Origin of the sequence: Paenibacillus sp. J14 (assembly GCF_000518465.1) — a bacterium.
Lineage (GTDB): Bacteria > Bacillota > Bacilli > Paenibacillales > Paenibacillaceae > Fontibacillus > Fontibacillus barengoltzii.
Genome location: NZ_JADQ01000002.1, coordinates 129,863 through 142,688 on the forward strand (window position 1 = coordinate 129,863; position 12,826 = coordinate 142,688).

Sequence of the window (12,826 nt, forward strand, 5' to 3'; positions counted from 1 at the left end):
ATTATCCCTTTCGTTCAGAGAGAGGTGGGGATGGATTGGCGATTGGATCTCTGTGTTGCCGCCTGATTAATCGGGATAATCATGTAAAGGACCTGCATCATGTAGTCTCCGAGCCCCTTTATGTGATTATCCCTTTTGTTCAGAAATAGAGAAGTTGAAAAGAGTTAAGGGGATTCAAATGGTGAGTGAAGCCCAAGCAGAATAGGGATGGTATGGGTAGGAGTTGGTGAGTTAGAAAGTGGCCATACGCTTGTCTCTAGATAATCACCTGCCTAATTCAAGGGGATAATCATTAAAAAGAGGCCACCTGCAGTAAGGGGCTCCTCAATCCAGCTCATACAAGCTAGTAAAAAAAGTGAGGTATACCAACGTATACCTCACTTCACTCAACCGCGCTGTTGTCCGGGGGCGAGTTAAGTTCGAGTATAGCCTATACCTCATCCCAGATCCGCCGGACGTTGTCGAAGGCGATGCGGGTGCCTTGGCGGCAGTCTTCCATCCCTTCGTATTCGATGGAGAGGTAGCCGTCGTAGCCGGACGACTTCACAATGCGAAGAATCTCCCATAGATCGAGATCGCCCTGGCCGGCGATGGCGCCGCGCAGGTATTGGCCGCCTGCGCTGCGGAACCAGCCGGCGCCGGGGTTGCGGTTCTCGGGCCGGATATAGAAGTCCTTGACGTGGACCATCGAGGCGTAGCTGATGTTTTTCTTCACGGCAACTACGGGGTTCTCGTCAACGCAAACGAAGTTTCCGACGTCAAGCGTTGTCTTGTAGTTTGGCCGGTCGACGGCATGGATTACCGCTTGTACCCGGTCGCTGTCCTGCACGTAATAGCCGTGGTTTTCCAGGCTGGTTGTGATGCCATACTGTGCGGCATAGTCCGCGATTTCTCGGCAGGCGTCCGCGATCCGCGGCAGGTCCTCCTGGAACCGGACGATCGAGGTGTCCTGCCGGGAGGCGACGTCGTGCCGCATCAGCTTCACGCCAAGCGCATGGGCATAGTCGACCTCGCGTTTGACGCGGGCGATCTCCGCCCGGTAAGCCTCCTCCGAGTCAACGATGAAGTTGGCGCCGATCGCGTAGTTGGACACGACGATGCCGGCCTTCGCCGCACGCTCACGGATCTGCTCGATGAGACCCGGATCATCATTGAAGTTAAAGCCCAGCGGCACAATTTCGATATGCTCGCCGCCGATCTCGGCTACCCAATCGATGACCTCCAGCAGCGACATCGATCCGGCCTGCATCGCTTGATAGAGGCTGTATGAACTGACTCCCAGTTTCATAAAAAAGGTCCATCTCCTTTAGTGATAGTTCCAAGCTAACGGACTCCAGAAGCGCTATTTGCCTGCTTTAGGGCGTTATACTCACGTAACGGACCGAGGAGGCCTTATTTCGGATGGAGCCGATCAAATCGCCGCAGTAGAGAGTCCATAAGGTCGCTGGAGTCCGTTACGGCGGGAAATCATCAGGAAATAAGCTAATAAGGTCATTTGGGTCCGTTACGTGAGGCAGAGAGAGCGAATGATTTCCCGAGAGGCAACTATCCCCGGAACGACTGGATAAACTTCACAGCCTGACGGATATCCTCTTCCGGATTGTCGCCGACTTCGCGTTCAATTGTCAGGTAGCCGGTGTAGCCGATTTCCTGCAAGGCGGCGAAATATGCCGGGAAGTCAACGCTGCCCTTGCCCAGCGGCACTTCCTCGAAGCCTGCGCCTGAGGCGGCCATATCGGCGATTTTTTCGTGGCTCATGGCATCGTAGCCAAGGAAGCCGTACACGTCCCGCGGATCCACTGGGCGATGGCGGACGCCGTCCTTGACGTGCGTATGGACGATGTATTCCCGCAGCGTTTTGACGCCTTGAACCGGGTCATCTCCCGTGACCATCACCATGTTGGCCGGGTCGAAGTTGACGGAGACGCCGTTGGTGCTGAGGGTGTCCAGGAAGCTTTTTAGATGAGCAGCAGGTTCGGGTCCGGTCTCGATCGCAAAATAAGCGTTCAGACTCTTCGCATACACGCCCAGCTCCTCACACGCCTCTTGCATGGCTGCGTAAATCGGGCTGTTGGTGTCCTCCGGCACGATGCCGATATGCGTAGTCACCACGTTGGTGCCCAGTTCCACCGCCAGATCGAGAATGCGCTTGGACTTTTCGATTTTGGCGGGGTTGGCGGCGGCATCTTGAAATCCGTGGCCGGCCAGGTCGCCGCACAAGGCGGAGATTTCAAGCCCCAGGCTGCTGATGTAATCTCGCAGTTCTTTACGTTTAGCCCCAGTGAGAACCTCCGGATCCATCTCGCCGGAAACGGCATAGATCTGTACGCCGTCAGCTCCGGCTTCCTTCGCTTTCTTTAAGCCTTCCTTCACGCCTACGCCAAAGCTGTCAACGATAATGCCAATTTTGTTATTTAGCTTCATCGTGCTCACGCCTCCTTGGACTTCATAAGATTAAAAATGAATTTCCCGGCCTTCGGCAGCCGAATCGTAAATTGCGTTCAGGATTTTAATCATTTCCACACCGTCTTCCACCGGACTGATCGGCGGAATGCCATCCAGGCAGCTAGCGACAAAATGGTCGATTTCATTCTGGAAGGCCCCGCTGAAATCAAAGCCTGGCGTACTAATCTGCGGTTCGATATTCACGATGGTGTTGTGGCGCTCCGTCACGATCGACAATGTCGGTTCAATTTCGGCGCCGCCCTTGTCGCCATAGATATTGATCAGTGCGGAATTTTGCTTCGCATGCAAGGAGAAGCTGACGTCTACAAGCAGTGACGCACCGTTCTCGAAGCGAATCAACGCATTGGCCATATCCTCCACCGTGTTGAGGGAGGCATCGTAGTCCGCTGCTTGGTAAAACGAGTAGTTCTCGATGTTCGAACGATTCCCCAGTTTCGCATAGGTGTTGCCGCTCACCGATTTGACTTTCGGCCGGCCCATCAGGTACCAGCACAGATCGATGGCGTGCACGCCAATGTCGATCAGCGGGCCGCCGCCGGAGCGCGACTTGTCGGCGAACCAGCCGCCGGGATTGCCAAGCCGACGCAAGAGGCTCGCTTTGGCATAATAAATCTCGCCGAGGTCTCCGGCATCGATAAATTTCTTCAGCACCGCGATGTTGGAGGCGTGCCGCCGTACATAACCGACCTGCAACAGGTTACCGGTCCGCTCGACGGCTTGTTGTACTTGCAGAGCCTCGTCCACCGTGATGCAGAGCGGCTTCTCACAGAGAACCTGCTTGCCGGCTTCCAAAGCGGCGATACTAATCGGGGCGTGGGTGTTGTTCCAGGTGCAGATGCTGACTGCCTGGACTTCCGGATTAGCGAACATCTCGCGGTAATCCGTGTAAACGTGCGGGATGTCGTATTTGCTTGCCATGCTCCGAGCCCGTTCCTCGTTCACGTCACAGATGGCGAGCAACTTGGCCCGCGGGTTGGCACGGTAGGCTTGCAGATGGGACTCGGAAATGGAACCTGTGCCGACCAGGCCGATGTTCAGTTGGCTCATTTTTCGCAAGTGCACCCTTTCGTTCTCCGCGCGAGTTTGCTACAATGAGAGCATTCATTCGCTAGGATATGTTTTATTTATTCAAATCTATGTTTAGGCACCCCTAATTTAGCACAGGGATTTAAAAGGGAGAATGTTCAGGATGACAAAATATCTGGATTATATGATCAGTCCTGAGCCAATTCGTTTGTTTAATCCCGCAGTGGATGCGAGCCGGCGCAAAATCCAATCGTTATCCGTCGTGAACGCCGGTCATCTGCCCGGGCGTACGATGCAGCGTGCGGACGCGAGGTTTCGGTACTGGGCATTTGTGGTGATCACGGGCGGGAGCGGGTACTACCAAGCTGGCAACGCGGAAAGGCAGGAGGTCACGGCAGGCTCCTGGTTCTGTCTGTATCCGAACGAAACGTTTCAGTACGGTCCACACGCGGAAGGGCATTGGGACGAATATTATTTCACGGTGGAAGGTTCAAGGGTGGAGGAATGGCTGGGCAGCTGGTTGCAGCACCCCGAGCAGGTGAAAAGAGCAACGATCGATGAATCCCTCATTAACCGGATGGAGCTCATGTTCATGTTGATTGACAGCGGCGTGCCAAGCAATCTCGACCGGGCTTCCCTCATGCTGGAGTCGTTCCTGTACGAGCTGGTATCGCAGGCGGATCAAGCGGAAGCCGGAAACCGGGGACGGTTCGTGATGAAAGTCATCGAGGACATTGCCGCTTCCCTGTATGCTGGTCCAACACCGGAGGAGCTGGCGGCGCGGCATCATATTTCGATGTCCACGCTTCGGCGGATCGTGCACGAATATTCGGGTTATCCGCTGAATGAATTCATTCACCGGCTGAAGGTGGCTGAGGCCAAAAACGTCCTGATGAACACGGAGAAAAGCGTCAAGGAAATCGGCGAATCACTGGGGTATCAGGATACGTTTTATTTCTCGCGTGTGTTCAAGCGAATTACCGGATGTTCGCCGCGAAGTTATCGACGCGAAGGTGGACAGTGAGTCTCTGGGCGCAGGGGTTTACACATTTGATGAGGAGGTTCACGGGATGAAGCTTTTTTTTCAAGGATGGGATGAGGAATTAGTTCATGGTGTGAAAGAATTGGAGGCTCAACTCGGATTCCAAATGGATCCTTCGGGATTACCGGTGGAAGTCGTACGATTGTCTCCAGATGCGGGACAGCTGCGGGTTACGCTGAGCGGCGGGACAGGCCGGATTGAATATGTGGAGAAGATTCATTTCTTCCGCGCCTTAGGGTTGTTTGTGGAGCACGCCAAGACGAAAGAATCGTTTGACCTCACGGAGCGGCCGAGCTTCGATTACAACGGAGCAATGCTGGACGCATCGCGCAACGCGGTAATGCGGGTGGATGCGATCAAGCAGATGCTGCGTTACATGGCAGTGATGGGGCTGAACGGGCTGATGATGTATACCGAGGACACGTACGAAGTGCCGGAACTGCCTTACTTCGGGTATATGCGGGGGCGTTACACAGCGGAAGAACTGCGGGAATGTGATGATTATGCAGCTTTGTTTGGCATCGAAATGATCCCGTGCATTCAGACGCTGGGGCATTTATTTCATGCGCTGAAATGGCAGTACGCCGAGCCGCTGCGCGACCATCCGGACATCGTGCTGCCGGGCTCGCCAGCCACGTATGAATTCCTGGAGCAGTCGATTCGGGCAGCGTCGGCGCCATTCCGGTCGAAGCGGATCCATATCGGCATGGACGAAGCGTTTCAAGTTGGACTGGGCCGGTATTTACGGGACAACGGCTTCCGCGATCGGTTCGAGGTCATGAACGAGCATGTCGGGCGGGTGATGGAGATCACCGGGAAGCTGGGGCTGGAGCCGATGATCTGGAGCGATATGTATTTCAACCTGTTATCAAACGATGTACAGGGCGGGTTGTATAACATGGAGGCGGATTTTTCCGAGGAAAATATGGCCAAGATCCCGAAAGGCCTCCGGTTCGTGTACTGGAACTACTGGGGCACGGATGAGAATGCGTACAAAGAGGTGTTCGATAAGCACCGGTTGCTCGGATCGGAGCCGATCTTTGCCGGGGGCATCCATATGTGGAACCTGATGGCCCCGAACCACGGCAAAACGTGGTCGTCCATGCATCCTGCGCTGCGTGCTGCCAAACGGAGCGGCTTGCGGGAAGTGTTTGCGACCGCGTGGGGCGATAACGGGAATGAGGCGAATCATTTTGTGATTTTGCCGGGCCTGCAGTTGTTTGCTGAATATGGGTACCATGACGGCGAGATCACGGACGAGCATCTGCAGAAGCGGTTGGCCGCTTGCACGGGGCTTGATTTGTTTGGACCGCTCGAAGCATTGAAGGGGATGGATGAAGTGCCGGAGGTCCACGAAGGGAATTATTACGGCGCGAATCCATCGAAGTTCCTGCTCTGGCAAGATCCGCTGATCGGCTTGTTCGACAAGCATGTGGAAGGCATGGAAAAGACGCTGCCGGACTATTATGCCGGGTTGGCTGAGAAATGGCAGGGTTATCTTGCCGGAGAGGGAAGCGAATGGACGGAGCCGTTTACCGCGATGTTTGCCTTCTATGAAAAGCTCGCCGCTGCGCTGTCTGTGAAGTCGACGCTAGGCGTAACGATCAAGCGCCTTTACGACGCCGGGGACCGGGATGGGCTGCGGCGGATCGCCGACGAGACGCTGCCGGAGCTGCGCCGCCGGGTTGACGAGTTGCGTGTGGCGCACCGGGAACTGTGGCTTGGAACGTACAAGCCGTTTGGCTGGGAAGTACTCGACATCCGCTATGGGGGAGTGCTCAGCCGCGCTGCGTCGGCGCGTGACCGTCTATTGGACTACGTAAATGGCCGGGTGCCGCAGCTGGAAGAGCTGGAAGCTGAGCGTTTGGTGTTCAACCAGAACAACGTGTTTGGCACGCTGGATGTGAACGGCTTGTATCATCAGATTGCGACGGCGGGCTCGCTGTCGATGTAAATTGCCGCTTACGAATATTTCTCCAACAGCTCGCTTAATGTCCGCTTGATCGAATCCACCAGCTCCGGCGGTTCAAGGACGGTGGCCTCCTGGCCAAGGCCAATAAAGAACGTCGCGAGGTATGACAGCTCGCTGGCTGGGAACGGCCCTTCCAGCCGGCCGGAGCCATCCTCCCGGATGTGAAGCTGCAGGTGACGGCGGATGAACTGGCCTTCGCAGGCCTCAACGCCCAGCGGGGTAAGCTCAACTGCGCAGTTCAAGAGCGCTGGCTTGCGGCTGAGATGCTCCTCCCAGTTGCCGAGATGAATGTCGCGCAGGTCAAGCGGTTCCGGCGCGTCGGGCCCTGCAGCAGCCTTAGCTGAGGTGATGCGATCGCAACGGAACAAGCGGAAATCGCGCCGCTCGAAGCAATAAGCCGGGCAGTACCATAAGCCGTCGCTGGCGTATATGCCAACCGGCTGGATCTGACGGCAGGTGGAGACGCCGCGCCGCGATTCGTAGTTTATCCGGAGGACTTGCTGTTGGATAGCGGCTTCCAACAGCAAGCCTAAATACGGAAAAGCCGATTGCCGCGTCGGGGCCACGAAGTCGACGCGGTTTTTCATTTGGTCGATCCGATCTCGGACATCGCTGGACATATAGTGATAGAACTTGCCCAGCGCGGAGGACGTTTCCGTTTCAAACGGAAGAAATTGATAGTGGCGCAGGGCGTGGCTGGCGAAGAAGATCGACACCGCTTCTTCTTCGGTAAAGGCGATCGGCGGCAGAACTCGCTCGTTCAGCACCTGGTATCCGCCATGCGGCCCAACTTCGGAATACAGCGGCACGCCAAGCTCGCTAAGCTCCTGCAGGTCCCGAAGGATTGTGCGGGAGGAGACGCCAAATTCTTGGGCGAGTTCCTTAACGGTGAACCTGCGTTTGCGATTCACCGTCATCATCAGCTCCATGAGCCGTTTCGATTTGGACATGTGACTTAAAGCTCCGTTCGTGATTTTTTTAATTACGACAATAGTTGTCACTATTATGAGCTACACTGAGTACAAAGTCCAGTAAGCGGACTTGAACCTGCGCCGATGCGTGCGGGGGAAATGATGAGGATAAAGGAGCGGATCGAAGATGATTTTAACGGCCAGCCCATTAATTGCATTAAACGGAGAAGCGGCGGAGGCGATCGCCTTCTATGAACAAATGCTGGAGGCGAAGGTGGTCTTTAAGGAGACGTTTGGCGAAATGCCGGAGCCGAAGCAGCCGATGAGCGAGGAGCTGCAGAAGCGGATTTCCCACTCCGTACTGAAGCTGGGAGACACCGTGATGTATGTGTCGGACAAGTTTCCCGATGAGCCGCATACCGTCGGCAACCAGGTGACCGTGTGCCTCACCATAGACACGGCGGAGCACGCGAAGCGGATATTTGATGGTTTGAAGCAAGGGGGAGAGGTGCACCAGCCGCTGCAGCCGATGTACTTCAGTCCGGCGTACGGTGTTGTGACCGACAAGTTTGGCGTCACCTTCTGCGTGTTTACGAAACGCCCGGCATAAAAGCCGGATTCGGAAGCGGCCTTTTCGTTTTTTTGACGAAAGGGCCGTTTTCCTATGCTATGATAAGAAATAACTGTTACGTCAAAAGAAACCTAGAGACCAAGAGACAGGAGTTGGGGACCCGTGAGTTTACGCGAAATCACGGAGCAGGAATGGCTGATGCAAGCGGAGAAGAGAAGGGAGACAGCGCCGGATGGGAAGGAAGCGGGTACCGGCAGGGAGGCTTTATTTTTCGTGACGACGCTTTGCGGGACCTGCCAATTGGCGGAAAAAATGCTGGAGATCGTCCTGGCGTCCGGCCCTTGTATTCCGGTGTCCAAGCTGAACATCAACTTTACCCCGATCCTGCGGGAACGATGGCGAATCGCCAGCGTCCCTTGTCTGATCGTGCTCGAAGACGGGGTGCCGGTCCGGCAGGAATATGCGATGCGTTCGGTGGTAGACATAAGCGAGTGGCTGCGGGTGTAAGGCGATAAGACTGTCCAAGCCCTCCTTGGGCTATCGCGTTTGGAAAGCGGTAACAACGCATGACTAAATTTTGCGATGAAGGTGGTTTTTCCTATGGAACTGCGGGAAGCGGTAGAGATGATCGGGCGGATTCGCCGCAATATCGGTGAGGTGGTAGTTGGGAAGGAGAACGTGGTGGATTTGTTGCTCGCCGCGTTGCTTGGGAACGGTCATGTGCTGCTGGAGGACGTGCCGGGGACCGGCAAAACGCTGCTGGCCAAAGCGTTGGCCAAATCGCTGGGCGGCGAGTTTAAACGCATCCAGTTTACGCCGGACCTGCTGCCATCCGATTTGAGCGGCATTAATTTCTATAATCAAAAGACCGGCGAATTCGAGTTCCGCTCGGGTCCGGTGTTTACCCATGTGCTGTTGGCGGACGAAATTAACCGGGCGACACCGCGGACGCAGTCCAGCTTGCTGGAGTGCATGGAGGAACGGCAGGTGACGATCGACGGGGTGACGCATGAGCTGGCGGCGCCGTTTTTCGTTATGGCGACGCAGAACCCGGTGGATCAGCAGGGCACGTTCCCGCTGCCGGAAGCCCAATTGGACCGCTTCCTGATGCGGATTGCCATGGGGTATCCGACATCCGATGAGGGCGTGTCCATTCTGGGACGCTTCAAGGAGCATCAGCCGCTGGCCGAGCTCCTTCCGGTCGCTTCGGCTGCGGAAGTGGCGGAAGCGCAGCGGTTCACGCAGACCGTCCGCACAGCGGAGGACCTGCTCGTGTATATCGTGGCAATCACCGAGGCGACCCGTAAGCATCCGGAGGTCAAGCTGGGAGCGAGCCCACGGGCGAGCATGAGCCTGCTCCGCGCCTCGCAAGGATTGGCATTGGTTCGGGGCCGCGATTACGTGACGCCGGACGACATCAAGGCGGTGGCCGTGCCGGTGCTGGCGCATCGGTTGCTCCTTCGCCACAGCCTGCGCGGTGCGGATAACCCCGGGGCTGAAGTTGTGCGCCAGGTGTTAGAGCAGGTGGAGGTTCCGGCTGAAGCGGTGCTGGCGGCACAGGGCCAGCAGGGGGACTAACCGATGTTGCCTTGGCTCCTGATCAGCGCCGTAGGGATCATTGCGGCTTTGGCGTTCATTTACCGCTGGCGAGCGTTGAAGGGCGTCCGTTATCGGCGCTACTTTACGGAACGGGCGGTGTTTGAAGGGGACACCGTCGAAATGGTCGAGGTGATCGCGAACGCCAAGCTGCTGCCGTTGCCGTGGCTTCGGCTTGAATCCAGTATCGCTGCCGGCCTGACGTTTGGGCGGCAGAGCAACCTGAACATCCATGCCGGGGAGATCTATCAGAACCACAGCAGCTTGTTCCATCTGCGGCCGTACCGGCAAATCACGCGGCGCCACCAAGTGATCTGTTCGCGCCGGGGATGGTACCGGTTGGAATCGGCCACGATGACGACGGGGGATCCGTTTGGGATGAACGCCGAGGTCAAGCGGTTCCCGCTGGATCTTGAACTGCTAGTGTACCCGCGAATTCTGGAGCTGAAGGAACTGCCGCTGCCCAATCACAGCTGGTTGGGGGAACTGCCTGTCCGGCGTTGGATCGTGGAGGATCCGTTCCTGACCGCGGGCACCCGTGAGTACCGGGCTGGCGACCCGCTGGGCAGCATCAACTGGAAGGCAACGGCTCGCACCGGCAAGCTGCAGGTGCATCAACGTGATTATACAGCCGACCATCGGCTGATGATTTGCCTCAACCTGGAGACCAGTGATTCGATGTGGAAGACGGTTATCGAACCGGAGCGCATTGAGTTGGGAATCCGTTACGCGGCGACTGTGGCCGAGCATGCGCTCCGCAGCGGTCTGGCGGCGGGATTCGCCTGCAATGCATGCTTGGCGGACGGGCCAAGGGAGCCGATTCGGATTGCACCGTATGCCTCCGCAGACCAGTTCACCTTGCTGCTTGAGACGCTGGCCCGGATGGTGCTGGACAAAACCGTCTCGATGATCCGATTGCTGGAAATCGAGCTGGAGGCAGGCACAACCGATACCGATTATCTGATCATCTCCTGCCACCGGGGTGAGAAGCTGGTGGAAACCGCCGAAATTCTGCGGCAAAACGGCAACGGTGTAGAGTGGATGGATATTCCTGCGGTGGTGTAACAGCTGCAAGAGATATAGAAGAAGCGCTGGATATAAAGCCGGCGCTTCTTCTTTTTACTGCTTCCCATCACCTAACTGGCGTGTTTCCGTTCCCTCCAGGCACTGATAGACCTCGCCCATGTTCTGGGTTAGCGCTGACCGGTAGCCGGCGGCAGTCGCTTTTTTGATTTTCGCACGGATCTCCGTGCTGGCCTGATCTAGCGAGTAAGGGAGCTTCATGATGAAGGTATATTTCACCTCTGCAATATAGCCGCTCCATACAAACGGACGAACATCGGTAATATCAGGGGGAAAGACAAAGCTGGTAATGCGTTGGGCCCTCCATAGGTTCCCTCTGTTTACGTTATTAAGTGCCTTGCGTGCTTTAGATCAGCATTAGAACATGTCATCCCAATAGGAACGGATGACGCAAACAATAAGCAGCAGAGGAACGGACGTTTCTCCTCAAGATCATTGCTAGAGCACATTATATTCCAATTTATAAAAGTGGGAAATCAGGAATTTTCAGGAATAGATTCTACTTCTTGCAGCTGGAACACATCTGGAAGAAGGATCGTAAAAACGATATTTTGGGTGTGGATGTCAGCACATTTTATATCATCTGTGATGTTCCTCATGTTACGTCAATAAGGCATAAAATGCCTTATTATCAGCAATTGAGCTTGTCCCTCCACATCAGAGCGAGCGATCAGGCGTCGCGCGGCGTGACGGCTTCTGCCGCTCCCTCTCACAATAACTTGGCATTCTATATTATCAACCAACGAAAAGGAGGGAAGTTTATGATAAATGTAAAGAATTTTGGTGCTAAGGGTAACGGAGTTGCGGATGACACGGCGGCGATCCAGCAAGCGCTGAACCAGGCAGCAAAAACCAAAGATACGGTCTATTTTCCAAAAGGGGTCTATCTGGTCAATCCAGCTAAGACGTTAAGTGTTGGAGGGAACACCACGCTAAAGGGTGATGGCAGTACGTCGATCATTCGTGCGGCATCCAACAGCTTTGGTTGGGAACTAATGCGGGTGTCGGGGTCAAACATTTTATTGACCGATTTGGTTATTGATGGTAATCTGCGAGTGAACCGGGTTCTTACAATCGCTGGGGGGAGTAAGAAGGTGACGGTTCAAGGTCTGCTCGTCAAAGGGGCAACCCATAGCACTGACCGGCGAAGTGAGTATTATACAGGGGTCGTGTCGGGCATCGTGGTGCTCGGGAATACCGAATCGATTACGATCCAGGGAACAGAGATTGCTGACGTCCTTGCTCTAAACGCGGGCGGAGCGGGTCTGGTGGCTCGAGGAATTTACGTCACGACAACCTGGGGCAGCAAGGAACGGGCGGCCCGGCAAGTATCGATCACCGGTTGTTTCATTCATCGAATTGGGCCAGCCGACGACGGAGACGGAATATATTATGAGGACCCGGCGATGGACGAGAACCGTGCTACGGGAGTTGCCAGCTTGATTGCCGACAACCGCTTTGATGAATGTGCCAAACGGGCGGTGAAGGTGTATGCCAAAGGCGTTACGGTCCGCGGCAATACAATTAACAACCCTTACCTTAACAACAATTACTATAAGGGAACCAATAAAAGCAGCTTGGCACCGGACATGTATTCGGCAATTAGTATCTATGGCGGCGATAGCGTCGTAGAGGGAAACAAAATCTCAGGCAAAGGCAGCTTCTACGCAGCGATTGAGGTCGGAGCAGGTGATTTTGTCGAAAACGTTTCCATTCTGGGGAACTCCGTCACCATGGGCAGCCAAAGCGATATTAAAGGAACGACATCGATTCGCCTTGGAAATATCCGCGATTTTGTAATTCGCGGCAACGAGCTGAACAACGGCGAACGCGGGATCTGGACCTGGCAAGATGCTGATAAAGGAAAGATTGAAAATAACATCATACGCATGCCGAAGGGCAGCGGAATTGACCTGACGACCTATTTGAAAGGGTATACGCAAAAAAACATTACGTGCACAGGAAACAAAATTACAGCAGCTACGGCCGTCAGAACCTCGTCGTCAACTAATAAGAATGTGGTAGTTCGATAGAGATTCTAGAAGTACGACAAGCTTTTTTTACAATTTCAGCTACTAAAATGGGATAACTTTGAATATAAAACGATATAGCAATCAACTTGGTAGACGGTAGAACATGCAGCTTGACCCGAAGTGAGG

Annotated in this window: 12 protein-coding genes; 7 read left to right on the forward strand and 5 right to left on the reverse strand. The window is 55.0% G+C overall.

Features of this window, described 5'->3' with window-relative positions; genetic code table 11:
• Window positions 1-430: 430 nt before the first annotated feature.
• The 3 genes from M891_RS0101225 to M891_RS0101235 all read right to left on the reverse strand — a co-directional run bounded on the left by M891_RS0101225 (window position 431) and on the right by M891_RS0101235 (window position 3,513).
• Window positions 431-1,288 (reverse strand): sugar phosphate isomerase/epimerase family protein, encoded by an 858-nt coding sequence (locus tag M891_RS0101225; protein ID WP_028537520.1) that lies wholly within the window; start codon window positions 1,286-1,288, stop codon window positions 431-433.
• 257 nt (window positions 1,289-1,545) lie between these two features.
• Window positions 1,546-2,424 (reverse strand): sugar phosphate isomerase/epimerase family protein, encoded by an 879-nt coding sequence (locus M891_RS0101230; protein ID WP_028537521.1) that lies wholly within the window; start codon window positions 2,422-2,424, stop codon window positions 1,546-1,548.
• A gap of 30 nt (window positions 2,425-2,454) precedes the next feature.
• A complete protein-coding gene (locus M891_RS0101235) occupies window positions 2,455-3,513 on the reverse strand; it encodes a Gfo/Idh/MocA family protein (protein WP_028537522.1) in 1,059 nt (352 codons plus the stop codon).
• Between the two features lie 142 nt (window positions 3,514-3,655).
• On the opposite strand from M891_RS0101235, the gene M891_RS0101240 reads away from it, so the two are divergent.
• Both M891_RS0101240 and M891_RS0101245 read left to right on the forward strand, forming a co-directional pair.
• The gene (locus M891_RS0101240; protein WP_028537523.1) at window positions 3,656-4,516 is read left to right on the forward strand and encodes a helix-turn-helix domain-containing protein; all 861 of its coding nucleotides are present in this window, start codon (window positions 3,656-3,658) and stop codon (window positions 4,514-4,516) included.
• A gap of 46 nt (window positions 4,517-4,562) precedes the next feature.
• On the forward strand, window positions 4,563-6,488 hold the full coding sequence (locus M891_RS0101245; protein ID WP_028537524.1) for a beta-N-acetylhexosaminidase: 1,926 nt from the start codon (window positions 4,563-4,565) through the stop codon (window positions 6,486-6,488).
• A gap of 8 nt (window positions 6,489-6,496) precedes the next feature.
• Here the strand turns inward: M891_RS0101245 and M891_RS0101250 are convergent, their stop codons facing one another.
• Window positions 6,497-7,456: a helix-turn-helix transcriptional regulator gene (locus M891_RS0101250; RefSeq protein ID WP_028537525.1), complete on the reverse strand. Its 960-nt coding sequence runs from the start codon at window positions 7,454-7,456 to the stop codon at window positions 6,497-6,499.
• Window positions 7,457-7,604: 148 nt separating this feature from the next.
• Between M891_RS0101250 and M891_RS0101255 the strand changes: the two genes are divergently transcribed.
• From M891_RS0101255 to M891_RS0101270, 4 genes are all read left to right on the forward strand, one after another.
• Window positions 7,605-8,027 carry a VOC family protein gene (locus M891_RS0101255; protein ID WP_016313752.1) on the forward strand — a complete coding sequence of 141 codons (423 nt, stop codon included), beginning with the start codon at window positions 7,605-7,607 and terminating at the stop codon, window positions 8,025-8,027.
• A 123-nt stretch (window positions 8,028-8,150) separates the two neighbouring features.
• Window positions 8,151-8,495, forward strand: a complete 345-nt coding sequence (locus M891_RS23075) for a thioredoxin family protein (protein ID WP_232228255.1) — start codon at window positions 8,151-8,153, stop codon at window positions 8,493-8,495.
• Between the two features lie 93 nt (window positions 8,496-8,588).
• Window positions 8,589-9,566 (forward strand): AAA family ATPase, encoded by a 978-nt coding sequence (locus tag M891_RS0101265; protein ID WP_028537526.1) that lies wholly within the window; start codon window positions 8,589-8,591, stop codon window positions 9,564-9,566.
• A 3-nt stretch (window positions 9,567-9,569) separates the two neighbouring features.
• Window positions 9,570-10,649: a DUF58 domain-containing protein gene (locus tag M891_RS0101270; protein WP_028537527.1), complete on the forward strand. Its 1,080-nt coding sequence runs from the start codon at window positions 9,570-9,572 to the stop codon at window positions 10,647-10,649.
• A 54-nt stretch (window positions 10,650-10,703) separates the two neighbouring features.
• Here the strand turns inward: M891_RS0101270 and M891_RS0101275 are convergent, their stop codons facing one another.
• Entirely contained in the window at window positions 10,704-10,868 is a 165-nt protein-coding gene (locus M891_RS0101275) for a hypothetical protein (RefSeq protein ID WP_157268733.1), read from the reverse strand.
• Window positions 10,869-11,428: 560 nt separating this feature from the next.
• Between M891_RS0101275 and M891_RS0101280 the strand changes: the two genes are divergently transcribed.
• On the forward strand, window positions 11,429-12,700 hold the full coding sequence (locus M891_RS0101280) for a glycosyl hydrolase family 28-related protein (protein ID WP_028537529.1): 1,272 nt from the start codon (window positions 11,429-11,431) through the stop codon (window positions 12,698-12,700).
• Window positions 12,701-12,826 lie beyond the last annotated feature (126 nt).

Coding starts and splice junctions, on each gene's coding strand:
- M891_RS0101225 (WP_028537520.1), bottom strand. CDS start 1,288: ATGAAACTGGGAGTCAGTTCATACAGCCTCTATCAAGCGATGCAGGCC.
- M891_RS0101230 (WP_028537521.1), bottom strand. CDS start 2,424: ATGAAGCTAAATAACAAAATTGGCATTATCGTTGACAGCTTTGGCGTA.
- M891_RS0101235 (WP_028537522.1), bottom strand. CDS start 3,513: ATGAGCCAACTGAACATCGGCCTGGTCGGCACAGGTTCCATTTCCGAG.
- M891_RS0101240 (WP_028537523.1), top strand. CDS start 3,656: ATGACAAAATATCTGGATTATATGATCAGTCCTGAGCCAATTCGTTTG.
- M891_RS0101245 (WP_028537524.1), top strand. CDS start 4,563: ATGAAGCTTTTTTTTCAAGGATGGGATGAGGAATTAGTTCATGGTGTG.
- M891_RS0101250 (WP_028537525.1), bottom strand. CDS start 7,456: ATGTCCAAATCGAAACGGCTCATGGAGCTGATGATGACGGTGAATCGC.
- M891_RS0101255 (WP_016313752.1), top strand. CDS start 7,605: ATGATTTTAACGGCCAGCCCATTAATTGCATTAAACGGAGAAGCGGCG.
- M891_RS0101265 (WP_028537526.1), top strand. CDS start 8,589: ATGGAACTGCGGGAAGCGGTAGAGATGATCGGGCGGATTCGCCGCAAT.
- M891_RS0101270 (WP_028537527.1), top strand. CDS start 9,570: ATGTTGCCTTGGCTCCTGATCAGCGCCGTAGGGATCATTGCGGCTTTG.
- M891_RS0101275 (WP_157268733.1), bottom strand. CDS start 10,868: ATGAAGCTCCCTTACTCGCTAGATCAGGCCAGCACGGAGATCCGTGCG.
- M891_RS0101280 (WP_028537529.1), top strand. CDS start 11,429: ATGATAAATGTAAAGAATTTTGGTGCTAAGGGTAACGGAGTTGCGGAT.